At 61.2% G+C, this 17201-nt stretch carries 20 protein-coding genes; 8 read left to right on the top strand and 12 right to left on the bottom strand.

Translation table 11 applies throughout. The annotated features are described in order from the left end of the window. Positions 1-38: 38 nt before the first annotated feature. Complete coding sequence (locus F475_RS09795) at positions 39-851, bottom strand: class I SAM-dependent methyltransferase (protein WP_111453811.1); 813 nt, start codon at positions 849-851, stop codon at positions 39-41. Positions 852-888: 37 nt separating this feature from the next. Then, a complete protein-coding gene (locus tag F475_RS09790; RefSeq protein ID WP_019649301.1) occupies positions 889-1161 on the bottom strand; it encodes a DUF4242 domain-containing protein in 273 nt (90 codons plus the stop codon). Positions 1162-1393: 232 nt separating this feature from the next. Between F475_RS09790 and F475_RS09785 the strand changes: the two genes are divergently transcribed. Then, positions 1394-1852 carry a GNAT family N-acetyltransferase gene (locus tag F475_RS09785; RefSeq protein WP_018928053.1) on the top strand — a complete coding sequence of 153 codons (459 nt, stop codon included), beginning with the start codon at positions 1394-1396 and terminating at the stop codon, positions 1850-1852. Between the two features lie 17 nt (positions 1853-1869). Here the strand turns inward: F475_RS09785 and F475_RS09780 are convergent, their stop codons facing one another. From F475_RS09780 to F475_RS09770, 3 genes are all read right to left on the bottom strand, one after another. Beyond that, positions 1870-3078, bottom strand: coding sequence for a cytochrome c biogenesis protein DipZ (locus tag F475_RS09780; protein ID WP_111453810.1), 1209 nt, complete (start codon positions 3076-3078; stop codon positions 1870-1872). A gap of 87 nt (positions 3079-3165) precedes the next feature. Next, a complete protein-coding gene (locus tag F475_RS09775; protein WP_111453809.1) occupies positions 3166-3396 on the bottom strand; it encodes a hypothetical protein in 231 nt (76 codons plus the stop codon). 50 nt (positions 3397-3446) lie between these two features. Beyond that, positions 3447-3710 carry a DUF2790 domain-containing protein gene (locus F475_RS09770; protein ID WP_111453808.1) on the bottom strand — a complete coding sequence of 88 codons (264 nt, stop codon included), beginning with the start codon at positions 3708-3710 and terminating at the stop codon, positions 3447-3449. A gap of 317 nt (positions 3711-4027) precedes the next feature. On the opposite strand from F475_RS09770, the gene F475_RS09765 reads away from it, so the two are divergent. Both F475_RS09765 and F475_RS09760 read left to right on the top strand, forming a co-directional pair. Next, on the top strand, positions 4028-4768 hold the full coding sequence (locus F475_RS09765) for a response regulator (RefSeq protein WP_026286577.1): 741 nt from the start codon (positions 4028-4030) through the stop codon (positions 4766-4768). Further along, positions 4765-6075: an ATP-binding protein gene (locus tag F475_RS09760; protein ID WP_018928058.1), complete on the top strand. Its 1311-nt coding sequence runs from the start codon at positions 4765-4767 to the stop codon at positions 6073-6075. The genes F475_RS09765 and F475_RS09760 overlap by 4 nt, the downstream gene beginning before the upstream one ends. 202 nt (positions 6076-6277) lie before the next feature. On the opposite strand, the gene F475_RS09750 is transcribed toward F475_RS09760, so the two are convergent. From F475_RS09750 to F475_RS09735, 4 genes are all read right to left on the bottom strand, one after another. After that, complete coding sequence (locus F475_RS09750) at positions 6278-6601, bottom strand: hypothetical protein (protein WP_028941042.1); 324 nt, start codon at positions 6599-6601, stop codon at positions 6278-6280. Between the two features lie 348 nt (positions 6602-6949). Further along, positions 6950-7201 carry a hypothetical protein gene (locus F475_RS09745; protein WP_111453806.1) on the bottom strand — a complete coding sequence of 84 codons (252 nt, stop codon included), beginning with the start codon at positions 7199-7201 and terminating at the stop codon, positions 6950-6952. A gap of 152 nt (positions 7202-7353) precedes the next feature. Then, entirely contained in the window at positions 7354-8121 is a 768-nt protein-coding gene (locus tag F475_RS09740; RefSeq protein WP_111453805.1) for a DUF2063 domain-containing protein, read from the bottom strand. After that, positions 8114-8953 carry a DUF692 domain-containing protein gene (locus tag F475_RS09735; protein ID WP_111453804.1) on the bottom strand — a complete coding sequence of 280 codons (840 nt, stop codon included), beginning with the start codon at positions 8951-8953 and terminating at the stop codon, positions 8114-8116. Before F475_RS09735 ends, F475_RS09740 begins: the two co-directional genes overlap by 8 nt. 300 nt (positions 8954-9253) lie before the next feature. Here F475_RS09735 and F475_RS09730 point away from each other — a divergent pair, with 300 nt between their 5' ends. Beyond that, on the top strand, positions 9254-10300 hold the full coding sequence (locus tag F475_RS09730) for a class I SAM-dependent methyltransferase (RefSeq protein WP_064617006.1): 1047 nt from the start codon (positions 9254-9256) through the stop codon (positions 10298-10300). A 108-nt stretch (positions 10301-10408) separates the two neighbouring features. Here F475_RS09730 and F475_RS09725 read toward each other — a convergent pair whose 3' ends face one another. Continuing rightward, a complete protein-coding gene (locus tag F475_RS09725; protein WP_019649313.1) occupies positions 10409-11302 on the bottom strand; it encodes a LysR family transcriptional regulator in 894 nt (297 codons plus the stop codon). Positions 11303-11450: 148 nt separating this feature from the next. Between F475_RS09725 and F475_RS09720 the strand changes: the two genes are divergently transcribed. The 3 genes from F475_RS09720 to F475_RS09710 are packed head-to-tail and all read left to right on the top strand — an operon-like array spanning position 11451 to position 14041. Then, entirely contained in the window at positions 11451-12149 is a 699-nt protein-coding gene (locus F475_RS09720; protein ID WP_018928063.1) for a CoA transferase subunit A, read from the top strand. Between the two features lie 36 nt (positions 12150-12185). Further along, positions 12186-12851, top strand: coding sequence for a CoA transferase subunit B (locus F475_RS09715; RefSeq protein ID WP_018928064.1), 666 nt, complete (start codon positions 12186-12188; stop codon positions 12849-12851). An 11-nt stretch (positions 12852-12862) separates the two neighbouring features. Continuing rightward, positions 12863-14041 (top strand): acetyl-CoA C-acetyltransferase, encoded by a 1179-nt coding sequence (locus tag F475_RS09710; protein ID WP_018928065.1) that lies wholly within the window; start codon positions 12863-12865, stop codon positions 14039-14041. Between the two features lie 192 nt (positions 14042-14233). Here F475_RS09710 and F475_RS09705 read toward each other — a convergent pair whose 3' ends face one another. Next, on the bottom strand, positions 14234-14836 hold the full coding sequence (locus tag F475_RS09705) for an NADPH-dependent F420 reductase (RefSeq protein ID WP_018928066.1): 603 nt from the start codon (positions 14834-14836) through the stop codon (positions 14234-14236). 110 nt (positions 14837-14946) lie between these two features. Between F475_RS09705 and F475_RS09700 the strand changes: the two genes are divergently transcribed. Continuing rightward, on the top strand, positions 14947-15843 hold the full coding sequence (locus F475_RS09700) for a LysR family transcriptional regulator (RefSeq protein WP_018928067.1): 897 nt from the start codon (positions 14947-14949) through the stop codon (positions 15841-15843). 16 nt (positions 15844-15859) lie between these two features. On the opposite strand, the gene F475_RS09695 is transcribed toward F475_RS09700, so the two are convergent. Continuing rightward, complete coding sequence (locus F475_RS09695) at positions 15860-17179, bottom strand: Nramp family divalent metal transporter (RefSeq protein ID WP_111453803.1); 1320 nt, start codon at positions 17177-17179, stop codon at positions 15860-15862. Positions 17180-17201 lie beyond the last annotated feature (22 nt).

Genomic DNA, 17201 nt, shown 5'->3' with positions numbered 1-17201 from the left:
CAGGTGGTTGCTCCCACAGTTTTTTTTGCACTACCGGTTCAACGCCGGGTGATCACCACCTCCAGGTATTCACCGGGCACCACCAGCGACCGCTCCCCCGCTCGGTTCAGGCGCTTGAGCAGTTCCGTCAGGTCGTTTTCCAGGGCGGCGGCCCCTTCAGGTGGCAGGGTCGCAAAGGCCTTGTGAACCGGGCCGTACCAGGTGCGGAAGGTGTCGATGAAATGGGCGGCCGAACGATAGCGGAAGTTGAATAAGCGTCGTGTCACCTGAAGCACGAAGTCGCGCTGATCGAAATGCGAGTGCAACCACGCTTCGGAGCCCCAGTTTGAAGGTGGTTGAGCCCCTACGGGTGGCGGCATGTGGCGCCCCAGGACCTTGAACATCTGGCCGACAAAGCCCTCGGGCGTCCAGTTGGCAAGGCCAATCCGGCCTCCCGGACGACACACCCGCGCCAGTTCCGCAGCCGCCTTGGGTTGATCCGGAGTAAACATCACCCCAAAGGTTGAGAGCACGGCATCGAAACTGGCATCCTCGAAAGGTAGCGCCTCGGCATCGGCCACCTGAAAGGTCACGTTCAGGTGTTCCGCCCGCGCCCGGTCTTCGCCGCGCTCAAGCAGCTTGGCCACATAGTCGGTGGACGTGACCTTACAGCCCCGGCGCGCAGCGGCAAGCGTGGCATTACCGTTGCCCGCAGCGACGTCCAGCACCCGCTCATCGCAGAGCAGGTCGCAGGCTTCAGCCAGTTGTTCGCCGACGATCTGTAAAGTGGTGCCGATCACGGCGTAGTCGCCGCTGGCCCACGCAGTCATCTGACGGTTTTTCAGGGCGGTGAGATCAATGGGTGTGCTCATGAAGTCTGCTCCGCTGCGGGTTGGAACGCGTCCCGGCTTACTCCGCCGTGGTGGGGTCGATGATGCTCATGACTCGGGAAACGCTGTTGATCGGAAAGCCACCTTGTTTGGCATGCTCCCTGATGAGTTCCTCACTCGGCGCGATATACACGCAGTAAATCTTGTCGCCCGTGACGTAACTCTGCTGCCATTGCACTTCTGGCCCCAACCCGCGCAACACATCGCAGGATTTTTGCGAGATCGCTTTGAGTTCCTGCGGCGGCAGTGCGCCGGCTCCCGGAAGCTCGCGTTCAATAATGAACTTAGGCATAACCCTCTCCCTTTCATGATGGTGATGGCAGGGTCGCAAGTGACCCCGTCCACAAACTAAAGCTCCCGGACAGGTATCCGTCCTGCCCGGTCGTCCGGCAGACTCACGAAATGCGCCGGTCTCCGATGCATGGTCATGCGTTTGTAACGCAGGATTAACACCCGGCCCCCGGGATTGCCGATGCGCCATGAATCAGCTCTTATGGGCCACCGTCTTTTGAAAGGATTCCCCCATGCCTCGCCTGGACTGGCTCGCTCACCACATGCACCACAGCGACATCTTTGCTTCATGGATTCACCAACAATTCCACTATGAATACGCCGACCAGCCCTTGCCTCAGTGGCAACGGGAATTCGCTGACGGCCAATTCGACGGCACATGGCAATGTTTGATCGCCCTGGATGAAGACCGCCTGCTGGGTGGTGCGGCACTGGCCGCCGCCGACCTGGCTCACCGGCCTGACCTGGGTCCTTGGCTGGCTTGTGTGTTCGTCACACCCCAAGCAAGGGGAAAAGGATTGGCGGAGCGTTTGATTGAGGGGATATGCGCGCAGGCCAGGGAACGTGGCGTGGCGAAGATCTATTTGCACACCCGGGACCAAAGCGATTACTACGCCAGACGCGGATGGACAGTGCTGGAGCGTTTTCAGGCCTGGGAAAACGACCAATGGCTCATGGTGCGCAACCTGTGAGCCATTGATTGGAAAGGTTACGCAGCAGGCGCCTTGGCCTCTTCCAACAGCTGCCGGATCATCTGCTCCTGAGTCTCGTAGCGACCCTCGCCAAAATGGCTGTAACGCACCTGCCCCTTGGCATCGATCAGGTAGTGAGCCGGCCAGTATTGGTTGTCGAAGGCGCGCCAGATCGCGTAGTTGTTGTCGATCGCCACCGGGTAGGTGATACCGAGTTTTTTCACCTGATCGCGAACATTGTCGAGGATGCGTTCGTAACCGTATTCCGGGGTGTGCACGCCGACCACCACCAGGCCGTCCTTTTCATATTTTTTCGCCCAGTCCTTCACGTAGGGCAAGGTGTGCTGGCAGTTGATGCAGTCATAGGTCCAGAAATCCACCAGCACCACCTTGCCGCGCAGGGAGTCGTTGCTCAGCGCTGGCGAGTTGAGCCATTCGACCGCGCCGGAGAGTGACGGCATCGCACCTTTGGCCGCGTCCATCGGGTCGGCCTTGACCTTGCTGACCAGGTAATCGACCACTTTCGGTACGGTTTCCAGCACCTGCTGTTCAACGGTCGTGACGCCTTCGGACGAAGTGCCGGCGAGCAGCCTGTTATCGGTTCCAGTGGCAATGACCGCCGCCGCGACCAACACCCCAGCACCCGCGCCGCGACGCAGCCAACCGGTGACCGGAATCGACGGTTTCAAGCGATTGACCAGGCCGCGACCGGCGAAGATCAAGGTGCCCAGTGACAACGCGCTGCCCAGGCCATACGCCACCAGCAGCAGACTGGTCTGCGCGTTGGCGCCTTGCAGCATGGCGCCGGTGAGGATCACCCCGAGGATCGGCCCGGCACACGGAGCCCAGAGCAGACCGGTGGCGACGCCAATCATCACCGAGCCCAGCGGGCCGGACATTTTGCGAGTGTTGGGGTCGAGGCGATTGCCCAGCAACACGAACGGTCGCGCCAGCCAGCCGCCGATGCGCGCGGAGATCAGCGACAGCGCAAACAGCACCATCACGATCAGCGCCACATGGCGGCCGGTATTGTTGGCTTGTATCACCCAATCGCTGCTGACCACGGCCAGGCTGGAGATCAGGGCGAAGGTCAGGGCCATGCCACCGAGGGTGAGCAGGATCGAGGTGCGTGTGCGTTTAACACCGGCAAACAGAAACGGCACGACCGGGAGGATGCAGGGGCTGAGGACGGTCAAAATGCCGCCCAGGAATGCGATGAGAAACATGGGTTCACCTTGAGAATACGAGTCCCATGTGGGGGCTAGCCTGCTCCCACACTGGGAATATTGAGTTCATCGGAACAGTGCCTGGCTTCAAGCCATCTGGTTTTCCAACTGCTGGCCCTGTGGCGTCCGGCTGGAGCCGTTCTCTGCAACCAATTGCCCCTGCGGTGTGCGGCTGGAACCATCCTCAGCCACCAGCGGCGTCAGTTGGAAGCAGGTGCTGCTGCCACCGCTGCTCTGTTCAACAGCTGCGTTGGCATGAGCGGCGACGCCGGCTACGGAGAAGACGATGGCGGTCAAAAAGCGGGTGACGTTGTTCATGGGGTTCTTCCTGTTTCAAAAAAGGGATTGATAACGGGTGAGCAAAAGACTCAGTTGTCTTCGTTGCAGTTGTCAGCGAATTTGCGGTAATCAAGGGCCTGGGTTTTGCCTTGGGAATCCAGGTAGGTCATCCGCGCATTCACGATCCCGCAGGAAGGCGTGGCGTCCTCTTCCATCGACAGCACTTTCTGGATGTCCAGGTGCGTGCCATAGGTGTAGGTTCGCGGGGTGACATTGGCTTCAGCCCGGGCCGACAAGGTGCAGATGTTCAGGGCGGCAAACAGGCAGGCGGCGTAGACGGCTTTGGTATTCATGGTGGTTTCCTCGGGGCTTCAATGGGTCAATCGTTGCCAAATCGTTGATGGGGCCGAGGCGGTTTGGGTTTGCCTCGATGGAAGCCATTAGAAGCCCGCGAGGTATCCCGTCTGTGTCTGGAACAGGCGCGAGTAAATTGCTATGTATCAACACCGGCCGGCGATACACAGCGATACAAAACCCCTGAAACCGGCTGTTTTTGCGTCCCCGTGTATCCGCCGACAGGCCAGATACACTGCAATACAAACCGCTGCGGGCGAGCGAGCCTTGACTCGGTAGACTGCGCGAAAACTCCTACTCAAGAGGCATGGCGACCATGGAACACGTCGATCACATTCTCATCGTGGACGATGACCGCGAGATCCGGGAACTGGTAGGCAATTACCTGAAGAAGAACGGCCTGCGCACCACCGTGGTGGCGGATGGACGGCAGATGCGCGCGTTTCTGGAGACCACGCCGGTGGACCTGATCGTGCTCGACATCATGATGCCGGGCGACGATGGCCTGCTGCTCTGCCGCGAGCTGCGCGCCGGCAAACACAAGGCCACGCCGGTGCTGATGCTCACCGCGCGCAACGATGAAACCGACCGCATCATCGGCCTGGAAATGGGCGCCGACGACTACCTGGTCAAACCGTTCGCCGCCCGTGAACTGCTCGCCCGGATCAACGCCGTACTGCGCCGTACGCGGATGCTGCCGCCGAATCTGGTGATCACCGAAAGCGGTCGCCTGCTGGCGTTCGGTCGCTGGCGCCTGGACACCTCGGCCCGGCATCTGCTGGACCAGGACGGCACCATGGTCGCCCTCAGCGGCGCGGAATATCGTTTGCTGCGGGTGTTCCTCGATCATCCTCAGCGGGTGCTCAATCGCGACCAGTTGCTCAACCTGACCCAGGGTCGCGACGCCGATCTGTTTGACCGCTCCATCGATTTATTGGTGAGCCGCTTGCGTCAGCGTCTGCTGGACGACGCCCGGGAACCGGCCTACATCAAGACCGTGCGCAGTGAAGGCTATGTGTTTTCCCTGCCGGTGGAAGTGCTCGGTGCGCCGTCATGAACCTTGCGTTGCACTGGCCCCGCACGCTGGCCTCGCGGCTGTCGCTGATTTTCCTGATCGGCCTGATCCTCGCCCAGGCGCTGTCCTTTGGCGCGCAGTACTACGAGCGTTATGAAAGTGCGAAAAATACGATGTTGGGCAATCTGGAAACCGACGTTTCGACCTCCCTCGCCATCCTCGACCGCTTGCCCGCCAACGAACGAGCGAGCTGGCTGCAGCGCCTGGAACGCACCAACTATGGTTATCTGCTGAATGAAGGTTCGCCCGGCACACCGATGGCGCCCAGCGATGTGCCGATTGCCGTCCCCTCGATTCAGGACGCCATCGGCCATGAATATCCGCTGACTTTTACCGACATCCCCGGCCCGAAGAAACACTTCCAGGCCCATCTGAAACTGAAGGACGGCAGCCCCGTCACCATCGACGTGCGCCCCGCGATGGTGCCTTTGTCCCCGTGGTTACCGGCGGTATTACTGGGGCAACTGGCGCTGCTGATCGCCTGCACCTGGCTGGCCGTGAGAATCGCCATCCGCCCGCTCACCCGCCTCGCCCAAGCCGTGGAAACCCTCGACCCCAACACCCACGCCGTGCACCTCGACGAAAAAGGCCCGACCGAAGTCGCCTACGCCGCCAGGGCGTTCAATGCGATGCAAGCGCGTATCGCGGCGTATCTCAAGGAGCGCATGCAACTGTTGGCGGCGATTTCCCACGACCTGCAAACCCCGATCACGCGCATGAAACTGCGTGCCGAATTCATGGACGACTCCAGCGAAAAGGACAAACTGTGGAATGACCTCGGCGAGATGGAACACCTGGTGCGCGAAGGCGTGGCCTACGCCCGCAGCATCCATGGCGCCACCGAGGAAAGTCGCCGCACCGATCTGGACTCGTTTCTCGACAGCCTGGTGTTCGACTATCAGGACATGGGCAAAGACGTGCAGCTGGGCGGCAAAAGCGCCGCAGTCATCGACACCCGGCCCCATGCCTTGCGGCGAGTGCTGGTGAACCTGGTGGACAACGCGCTGAAATTCGCCGGCGCGGCTGAGTTGTGGGTGGAAACGAAGGCGGACGGCAGCTTGTCGGTGAAGGTCATGGACCGAGGGCCGGGGATTGCCGAAGAGCAATTGGCTCAGGTGATGCAGCCGTTCTACCGCGTCGAAAACTCACGCAACCGCAGTACCGGCGGGACCGGGTTGGGGTTGGCGATTGCCCAGCAATTGGCGCTGGCGATTGGCGGGGCGCTGACCTTGAGCAATCGCGTGGATGGTGGGTTGTGTGCGGAGCTCAAGTTACCGAAGCCCCAATAAGCACCGCCCATCCAATGTAAGTGTGGTGTTTGGGGGATTGTGTGCAGTCAGGCCCTTGTGGCGAGGGAGCTTGCTCCCGCTGGGATGCGCAGCAGCCCCAAAACCTACACCACGGATTAGCCAGACACACCGCAGAATTCGGTTTACGACTGCTGCGCAGCCGAACGGGAGCAAGCTCCCTCGCCACAAAAGCCACTCGACATTATTCCGAAGGCCGAGCCCGCAACCGCCGTCCAATGACATCCAGCACATCGCACCCATCCCGTAACGGAATAGCGCAGAGCAAGGCAAAGTCACTGAGAATGAAGGATTCGCACTCGACTGAACCGCGCATCGACATGTTCTCCAGCACCTGAGTAACTGCGCGAATTCGATAGCTGGCAGTGTCATACAAAACATCGATCGGCGCGTGGGTATCGACGAACAGGGTGGGCATGTCGGTGCAGTTGCCGGTGAGGGCCATGAAGCGGTTTTCGGGGTGGGGGATTGGTTTTTCGTAGGGTGGATCGGGTGTAAGCGTCTTCATTGATTTAAGTCCTAACGTATGGATTGATGCCGCCAGAAATCACTTCCACACGAATAGGTGGCGGCTGTACGCAGGTGTGGAAGACCGGGACGTTAGGCACCCGGCGCACTCGAAAGCGCCCCGCGCACAGCCACCATGAAACACAGACGATAAAAAACGCCGAACTGGTGGCGCTTGATGCGCCTAACGATAGAAGGGCTTCCACGCCCTGTCACTGAATTTGCAGTGACCGCCCAAAGACTATCGATGAGGCGCGCTGCGCACCAGTTCATGGAAACCGCTACAACTTGAAGGAAACTTCCGACGACTTTGCCCAGAAATTTCGCACCTCCGTAAGAAATGATCTATTCAGACACCGGTGGGAAATAAGGTAATTTTCTTAAATTCCAGATCTAGAAAGTCATCGTCGCTGCTGCCGACAACGGTGCTGGCATTGCCGAACCTGATGATTCGGTCCATGTCCATCAGCGAAGGCAAATCAGTAGCGCGGCTGGCCGTGTCCGCCGCCTGGTTGAACCAACGCTTGAGTTGTTTGCGATAGAGCCTCAGGGTCTCCGTAAAACCGTCGAGCTCCTGCTCAATGCGGGCGATATGCTCCATCAACGCACCGAACGGTATGGAGTGGAATGAAAAATCGGGTCAAACATGTGCAATCCCTCGCGCAGGAAATTCGGCGCGCGAGACTTTGCGGGGGATCGATCAGGAAAGAAGTCAGGAAAGGTGGAAATGGATGTAGGGTGATTCGCTGATTGTCAGCGACTAAAGGCCGCTATACCGACTACCCCTTCCCTGTGCATCTGCCGCAACAACGCCATTCCACTGTTGATAAAGGCCTGCGACCCCGCCATCCCTGCCTCCACCGCCAGCCCTTCCAGTTGCGACCGGCCATCGAGCTCAGGAAATTCCCCGATCCGCTGCAACAACCGCCACGCCAGCGGGCTCAGTTCGGAAAACTTCACACTCCAGTCTTCAGCCCGACGCACCAACAGCAACGTCGGCTGAGTCGGTGGCACTTGCGGCCGATAATCCGGCCCCACTTTTTGCACCGGCCAGCCATAGGCCAACGGCCAGGCCAGTGGCGAAACCTGCAACGGTTGATCCAGCAGCAGCCCTGCATCGCTGGCGGCTAGCGGCTCGGCGTCAGATTGTTGCAGGGCCATTTCGACCCATTCGTAATGCGCCAGCTCGACCATGAACGGTGGCCACGGCCCATCGTTCAGCGCCTGAGGCATCGATGCGAGGAACTCGACGAACTCCTGGGCAATCTCGCCGAATTTGGGCGTTTGAGCGCGGTAGTCCCGCAGGAAGATCCGCACCAGAGAACGCCAGTCACTGTCGCCCAGTATTCTCACCAACACCGGAAAGGTGCCGCTGAGCAACGACGACAGGTTCGAGAACACCAGGTCGCGATAAACCTGCGCCCGTGCCACGTCCATCCCGGCGGGTGGAGCACAGTGCTCAGGGTCGCGCAGGTAGCGAGTCAATGTGTCTTGCTGCTGGTGCAGCGTCGGCTTATCCACGGTTCGCCTCCTCGTCTTGCAGTCGGCGGATGGTCTGCAACTCGCTGACCAATTCAGAGAACGCCGGGTAGTTGAAGTCCCGTTCAAGCAGCGTCGGCTGTACGCCGAACCGCGCATACGCCTCGGCCAGCAAAGCCCAGACCACCGGTTTGACCGAGGCGCCGTGAGTGTCGATTTTCAGGGTGTCGGATTCGTCGAAATGCCCCGCCACATGCATCGCGACCACTCGCCCCGTGTCGATGCCCGCCAGAAACGCTTGCGGATCAGAACCGTGATTGATCGAGTTGACGTAGACATTGTTGACGTCCAGCAGCAGGTCGCAATCGGCTTCGCGCAGCACTGCGTTGGTGAACGTCAATTCGTCCATGTCCTGCTGCGGCGCGGCGTAGTAGGAGACGTTTTCCACTGCCAGGCGCCGACCGAGAATGTCCTGTGCCTGACGAATTCGGGCGGCGACGTGATGCACCGCTTCCTCGGTAAACGGCAACGGCAGCAGATCGTAAAGATGCCCGTCATCGCTGCAGTAGCTCAGGTGTTCGCTGTACAGCGGCACTTTGTAGCGATCGAGGAAAACCCGCACTTCTTGCAGGAAGCCTACGTCCAGCGGCGCCGGCCCGCCCAACGACAAGGACAAGCCGTGGCAGGACAACGGATAACGTTCGGCCAGGGCACGAAACGCCGCGCCATGCGCGCCGCCGATGCCAATCCAGTTTTCCGGCGCGACTTCCAGAAAGTCGAAAGCGCCCGCCGAGGCTGCTTGAAGGTCCTTCATCAAACCGCGGCGCAAGCCTAGCCCGACGGTCGCCTGCGCAGATGTGAGGGGAATTTGCATGGTGTCGATCTCATCCTGGGATCCGGTCTCCAGCGCCTGAACACTCAGTGCCGGCCGGCAGGCCCAGTCAAGCGCCTCGGTGTGTCGGGTCTGTGTGCGCAAACACCCCTATTCTCAGCGCACTGTATCGGACAGGCAGCCAGATACAGAGGGATACACGAACTAGACTTGTTGATTACCCCCCGCGGGGGGAGCCAGGACGCGGTTATCGTCCTGTTCATTCCCACGATCACCGCCCACAGGCGCATGCCTCGACAAACAATGCCTGCGGGCCGTGATCCTGCTGAAGGAGCACACAAGATGGACGAGGCCAGACTCAATGATTTCATGGGCAAACTGGTGAGCGACATGGGGGGCGCGGCGATGCTCGCCAACGTCATCCTCGGCGAAGAACTCGGCCTGTACCGGGCCATGGCCGACAGTCAGCCCGTCACCCCCGAAACACTCGCCGCGAAGACCGGCTGCAACACCCGCCTGCTGCGTGAATGGCTCAGCGCCCACGCGGCCTCCGGTTACATGGAACACCGCGACGGCCAGTTCCGCCTGCCTGAAGAGCAAGCCCTGGCGCTGGCGATCGAAGACTCACCGGTCTATGTGGCCGGCGGTATGGCGGTGGTTGCGTCGTTTTTTCATGACAAGGACAAACTGGTCAACGCCATGCGCGGCAACGGCGCCCTGCCCTGGGGCGATCACCATCCGTGCATGTTCAGCGGCACCGAGCGGTTCTTCCGCCCAGGCTACAAGGCGCATCTGGTCAGCGAGTGGCTGCCGGCCCTCGACGGGGTGGTCGCCAAACTGGAGGCTGGCGCGAAAGTGGCAGACATCGGCTGCGGCCACGGCGCCTCGACCGTGATCATGGCCCAGGCTTTCCCCGAGTCGCGGTTCGTCGGTTTCGATTACCACGCGCCTTCGATCACCGTCGCCACCCAGCGCGCCGAAGAAGGTGGCGTGTCCGGTCGGGCGCGGTTCTTCCAGGGCAACGCCAAGAGCTATCCGGGCGACGACTATGACCTGATTTGCTATTTCGATTGCCTGCACGACATGGGTGACCCGGTCGGTGCCGCAAAGCATGCCTATGAATCGCTCAAACCCGACGGTACGGTGCTGCTGGTGGAGCCCTTCGCCAACGACACGCTTGACGAGAACACCAACCCGGTGGGACGGCTGTTCTACGCCGCCTCGACCTTTATCTGCACACCCAACTCGCTGTCCCAGGAGGTCGGCCTCGGGCTCGGTGCCCAGGCGGGCGAGGCACGGTTGCGCAAGGTCTTCACTGAGGCGGGGTTCACCCAGTTCCGGCGAGCCACGGAAACGCCGTTCAACCTGATTCTGGAGGCGCGTAAATAAGGGCAGGCGCATCACCCAGGCAGGCTAAACCCAATCCCTGTCGGGGTGGGCTTGTGTGGCAAGGGGGCTTGCCCCCTCGCCGCAGTCCATTTCCACAGGCGACCGTGATCAGCTCAGACGCTCACCCAAGTTTTCAGCCTTGAGAATATCGAACAACGCCTGCGCCGCTGCCGACAGTTCTTGCCCCGTCGTCAGCACCCCGATCGCCCGTTCCACCACCGGGTCGCGCAGGGTGATGCAACGCGCGCCCAGCTCGCGCATCTGCCCGGCGCACAACGCTGGCACCGCGCTCACGCCCAGTCCGCTGGCCACCATCCGCCCGACCGTTGCCAACTGATGACTTTCAAACTCCACCGGCAATTTCATGCCCCGCGCTTGCAAATGCTCTTCGAGCATCACCCGCACCGTGGACGGTCGCTGCAAGGTAATGAACGGTTCCTTGAGCAAGGTCTGCCAATCGATATCGCCCAGGTCCGCCAGCGGTGAATCAAGCGGCACCACCGCCACAAACCGGTCGATGTACAACGGGGTAAATTGCAGCGACGAACTCTGGGTCGGCTCAAACGCCACGCCCAGCTCCACCTGGCGGTCGCGGACCATTTCCAGCACCTGCTCGTTGATCACGTCGTTCACCGTGACGTTGACCTTGGGATAACGCGCGCGGAAGGTCTTGAGGATCGGCGGCAGCAGGTTGCCGGCAAACGACGGCATCGCCGCCAGCGTCACGCGACCACGCTGAAGGGTGAAGCGTTGGCGCAGCTCATCCTCGGCATTGTCCCAGTCCGCGATCAGCCGACGGGCCAGTGGCAGCAGTGATTCACCCTCGGCGGTCAGTGCGACGTTGCGGGTATTGCGGGTGAACAGGCGCCCGCCCAGGCCCTCCTCCAGCGCCTTGATGGTCAGGCTCAACGCCGACTGGGACAGGTGCAATCGCTCGCAAGCCACGGCAAAGCTCAAACTCTGGGCCACGGCCAGGAAGGCGCGGATCTGTTTAACGGTCATGGCCACTGTCTCCAACGTAGCGCGCACTAATTGGTGAGTTTTATCTATTAATCAACCTTAAAAATCAACTTAACAAATAAATCCTGCGGCGAGACACTCCCTCCCCATCCGGCTAGCCAGCCGCCCACAAAGAATAAAAGAGGTGCATATGGCAGGGTTCGACAAGCGCGTGTATTCCTATGAGGAAGCGATGGCCGGTCTTGAAGACGGCATGACCGTGATCTCCGGCGGCTTCGGCCTGTGCGGGATTCCGGAAAACCTCATCGCCGAGATCCAGCACCGGGGCACCCGTGACCTCACCGTGGTCTCCAACAACTGCGGCGTCGATGGGTTCGGTCTCGGCGTGCTGCTGGTGGACCGGCAGATCCGCAAAGTGGTGGCCTCCTACGTCGGCGAGAACAAACTGTTCGAAGACCAACTGCTTAAAGGTGAAATCGAAGTCGTCCTGACCCCCCAAGGCACCCTCGCCGAGAAAATGCGCGCAGGCGGTGCCGGCATCCCGGCGTTCTTCACCGCCACCGGCGTCGGCACTCCAGTCGCTGAAGGCAAGGAAGTGCGCGAATTCAAGGGCCGCCAGTACCTGATGGAAGAATCCATCACCGGTGACTTCGCCATCGTCAAAGGCTGGAAAGCCGACCATTTCGGTAACGTGGTCTATCGCCACACCGCCCAGAACTTCAACCCGCTGGCCGCCACCGCAGGCAAGATCACCGTGGTCGAAGTCGAAGAAATCGTCGAACCCGGCGAGCTGGACCCGTCGCAGATCCACACCCCTGGCATCTACGTCGACCGGGTCATTTGCGGCACGTTCGAAAAGCGCATCGAACAGCGCACCGTGCGTAAGTGATCCCCTGCCCCCGGACCGAATGAAGGAATAACAACAATGGCACTTTCCCGCGAACAAATGGCTCAGCGCGTCGCCCGCGAAATGCAGGACGGCTACTACGTGAACCTCGGCATCGGCATTCCGACCCTGGTCGCCAACTACATCCCCGAAGGCATGGAAGTCATGCTGCAATCGGAAAACGGCCTGCTCGGCATGGGCGCCTTTCCGACCGATGCCGAAGTCGACGCCGACATGATCAACGCCGGCAAGCAAACTGTGACCGCGCGTATCGGCGCGTCGATTTTCTCCTCCGCCGAATCGTTCGCGATGATCCGCGGTGGCCACATCGACCTGACCGTGCTCGGTGCGTTCGAAGTGGACGTCGAAGGCAACATCGCCTCCTGGATGATCCCCGGCAAACTGGTCAAGGGCATGGGCGGCGCGATGGACCTGGTGGCCGGTGCGGACAACATCATCGTCACCATGACCCACGCCTCCAAGGACGGTGAGTCGAAACTGCTGCCCCGCTGCAGCCTGCCGCTGACCGGCGCCGGTTGCATCAAACGCGTTCTGACTGATCTGGCCTACTTGGAAATCCACAACGGTGCGTTCATTCTCAAGGAACGCGCACCAGGCGTGAGCGTTGAGGAAATCGTCGCCAAGACCGCCGGCAAACTGATCGTGCCTGACCACGTCCCGGAAATGCAGTTCGCTGCCCAGTGAGGAATCCGTCCATGCAAGACGTTGTGATTGTTGCTGCCACTCGCACTGCCATCGGCAGTTTCCAGGGCGCGTTGGCCAATGTGTCCGCGGTGGACCTCGGTGCTGCGGTGATCCGCCAGTTGCTGGCGCAAACCGATCTGGACCCGGCGCAGGTCGATGAAGTGATCATGGGCCAGGTATTGACCGCCGGCGCCGGGCAAAACCCTGCGCGTCAGGCTGCGATCAAGGCCGGCCTGCCCCACGCCGTACCGGCCATGACCCTGAACAAGGTCTGCGGCTCGGGCCTCAAAGCGCTGCACCTGGCGGCGCAGGCGATTCGCTGCGGCGATGCCGAGGTGATCATCGCCGGTGGCCAGGAAAACATGAGCCTGGCCAATTACGTGCTGCCGGGCGCCCGCACCGGTCTGCGCATGGGCCACAGCCAGATCGTCGACACGATGATCAGCGACGGTTTGTGGGATGCGTTCAACGATTACCACATGGGCATCACCGCCGAGAACCTGGTGGACAAGTACGGCATCAGCCGTGAAGCCCAGGACGCCTTCGCTGCCGCCTCGCAACAAAAAGCCGTGGCCGCCATCGAAGCCGGGCGTTTCGTCGATGAAATCACCCCGATCCTGATCCCCCAGCGCAAGGGCGATCCACTGGCCTTCGCCACCGATGAACAGCCGCGTGCCGGCACCACCGCCGAGTCTCTGGGCAAGCTGAAACCGGCCTTCAAGAAGGACGGCTCGGTGACCGCCGGCAACGCCTCTTCGCTGAACGACGGCGCCGCCGCGGTGATTCTGATGAGTGCAGAGAAAGCCAAGGCCCTCGGCCTGCCGGTGCTGGCGAAAATCGCCGCGTACGCCAACGCGGGCGTCGACCCGGCGATCATGGGCATCGGCCCGGTCAGCGCCACCCGTCGTTGCCTGGACAAGGCCGGCTGGTCCATCGATCAACTGGAGCTGATCGAGGCCAACGAAGCCTTCGCCGCGCAATCCCTGGCGGTGGCCAAGGACCTGGAATGGGACCTGAGCAAGGTCAACGTCAACGGTGGCGCGATTGCCCTGGGCCATCCGATTGGAGCCTCGGGTTGCCGGGTGCTGGTGACCTTGCTGCACGAGATGATCAAGCGTGACGCCAAAAAAGGCCTGGCCACCCTGTGCATTGGTGGTGGTCAGGGCGTGGCATTGGCGATCGAGCGCTAGCCCGAGACCGCGTTGTCGTTCATCGCGAGCAGGCTCGCTCCCACAGGTGACCGCATTCTCCCGAGAGCACTCGGTTACCTGTGGGAGCGTGGCTTGCCCGCGACGACGGCGGCACAGTCAACATTGATGTCGCCTGACACACCGCTTTCGCGGGCAAGTCCCCTCACCACAACGGCTGGAAACCTCTGGCCCTCAGGCAAATTTCACCAGGTTCAAGACCGGCAACGGACCGCCCGGGAACTGCACCAGCCGCGCCCCGACACTCAGTTCGCCCAGATCGATTCCAAAGAAGCCCAATCGCTCGATCAGCGCTGCCACTTGAGCCTTGGCCTCGGCATCGTCACCAGAAAGAAACAACACTCGCCGCCCACCCTCCGCCGCCGGATCACTCTCAAGCAGATGCGCTTGAAGGTGATTGAAGGCCTTGACCACCCGCGCGCCAGGTACCCATTCGGCAAACACTTCACTGGACGGACGGCCCTGCAAATCCACCGCTTTGAACGATGGCGCCTCGATCGAATTGTTCGCGTCGATGACAATCCGCCCGCCGAAATCCGGCAATCCGGCCAGTGCCGTTGGCAATTTCGACCAGTTCACCGCGACCAGAACGATCGGCTGCGCGGCCGCTTCTTCACGGGTGCCGGCCCGCGCCGTCGGCCCGAGTTCTTCCACCAGTGAGGCCAGGGTTTCCGGGCCGCGGCTGTTGGCGATGACGACTTCAATGCCCTGACGGGACAATGCTTTGGCGAAGGCTGTGCCGATGGCGCCGGCGCCGATGATTCCGATAGTGCTCATGGTGTTCACTCCGTAGTGGGTTGGTGGAGTGAATACTGCGCTTGCCATTACTACTTTATTAGACGGTAATGAGTTGAATGATCTTCAAGTATTAATATCAGGTGTCTGAGATGGAAACACTCGCCAACCTCGAATCTTTCGTGCGCAGCGCTGAAACCGGCAGCTTCTCCGCCGCCGCACGGTTGCTCGCACTGACGCCCGCCGCCGTCAGCCGCAACGTGGCGATGCTTGAACGCAATATCGGTGTGCGGCTGTTCCAGCGCTCGACCCGCAAGCTGTCACTGACCGAAGCCGGCGAACGCTTTCTGGCCAGCATCGGCGGCAATCTGCAGGCGCTGCAGACGGCGATCAGTGCGGTGTCCAGTGATCGCGGGGAGCCGGCGGGGGTGCTCAAGGTCAGCTTGGCGCCGACGTTCGGCATTGACCACGTGTTGCCGCTGTTACCGGAATTTCTGGCGCGCTACCCGCTGATTCGCTTGGAATGGCACTTTGAAAACCGCCAGGTCGATCTGATCGCCGAAGGGTATGACGCCGCCATCGGCGGCGGTTTCGAGCTGACACCCGGGGTCGTCTCGCGGACGTTGGCAGCGGCGGATGTGGTGGCGGTGGCCTCACCGGCGTACATGGCCGGACGCACCCTGCCCAGCAGCCCGGCGGACCTGGCTCAGTACAACGGCATTGTGATGCGCGGCATTCGCACCGGGCGGGTGCGCCAATGGGTGATGCGGGATAGCGTGGGCAATGAAGCCAGCGCCGAGCTGAGTGAAAACATCGTGCTCAATGACCCTGCCGCCATGCGTGAAGCGGCCCTGCTCGGCCTTGGTGTGACGCTGCTGGTGTCGCCCGATGTCATCGCCCATATCCAGCACGGCGAACTGCTGCGCTTGTTGCCGGACTGGCATGCCGACGCGGGATCGATCTCGCTGTATTACCCGAGCCGCACGTTGATGCCGGCCAAGACCCGGGTGTTTATCGATTATCTGGTTGAGGCGTTTGAGCGGGGGTGAAGATCAAAAGAATGACTCAGCCCACAAACTGCAAAATCAACCAGCTGTTGGCCGCACTGATTACCGTAAACAATCCCCACGCCAACACCCGAGTTGGCAGCGGATTCACAAACGGCCCCATGAGCGTCTGATCGTTGGTCATGCGAATCAACGGGTACAACGCGAACGGCAGTTGCAGGCTGAGTACCACCTGACTCAACACCAGCAGTTTGCCGATTGCCCCGTCGCCCATCAGCCACACGCCGATAAACGCCGGGATCAGCGCCAGCCCGCGAGTGATCAAGCGCCGTTGCCAGCAGGGTAAGCGCAGGTTCAGGTAGCCCTCCATGATCACCTGGCCCGCGATGGTGCCGGTGAAGGTCGAACTCTGCCCCGACGCCAGCAACGCCACACCAAACAACACACTGGCCAACGCCCCGCCCACCAATGGATCGAGCAAGTGATAGGCGTCCTGGATGTCCACCACGTCGGTGTGCCCGGTCTTGTGGAAGGCCGCGGAAGCAAGAATCAGGATCGCCGCGTTGACCAGCAGTGCCAGCGCCAGGGAGCCGATGGTATCGATGCGCGCCAGTTTGACCGCGTCCTGCTTGCTGGCCAGGTCTTTGCCGATCATCCGCGTCTGCACGATCGAGGTATGCAGGAACAAGTTATGCGGCATCACCGTGGCCCCGAGAATGCCGATGGCCAGGTACAACGGCGCCGCATCGCCGATCACCGAAAGTGACGGTGTGAAACCGCGAGCGACATCCGGCCAATAGGGTTTGATCAGCCACAGTTCGACGAAGAAACACACGCCGATCGTGCCCACCAGCACCAGCATGATCGCCTCCAACCGGCGGAAGCCGCGGTTTTGCAGGGCCAATACCAGCAACGTGTCGAACGCGGTGAGCGCAATGCCAAACGTCAGCGAACAACCCAGCAGCAAGTGGAACGCCAAGGCGCAGCCGAGCACTTCGGCAAGGTCGGTGGCGATGATCGAAATTTCCGCCAGCAGCCACTGGGTCCGTGCGGTCCGCGTGCTGTAGCGCTCCCGGCATAACTGCGCCAGGTCGCGCCCGGTGGCGATACCCAGACGCGAGCACAAACACTGCACCACCATCCCCGCCATGCTCGCCAGCAACACCACGAACAACAGGCTATAGCCAAACCGCGAACCGGCCTCGATGGCCGTGGCCCAGTTGCCCGGGTCCATGTAGCCGATGGACACCAGCAAACCGGGGCCGGCAAAACGCAGAACGCGCTTGTAGAACAAAGCACCAGGGTCAACGGCAACCGTGCCGGCCACTTCCGGTGGGCAAAACGGCGCGGTGCCGACTTTGGGCAAACTGAATTTCACGCAAGCATCCGTCAACAGGTGG

The sequence above is a fragment of the Pseudomonas sp. URMO17WK12:I6 genome (assembly GCF_003253625.1).
Taxonomy (GTDB): Bacteria; Pseudomonadota; Gammaproteobacteria; order Pseudomonadales; family Pseudomonadaceae; genus Aquipseudomonas.
Note: the sequence above shows the minus strand (reverse complement) of the source record. Positions and strands in the feature narration are given on the sequence as shown.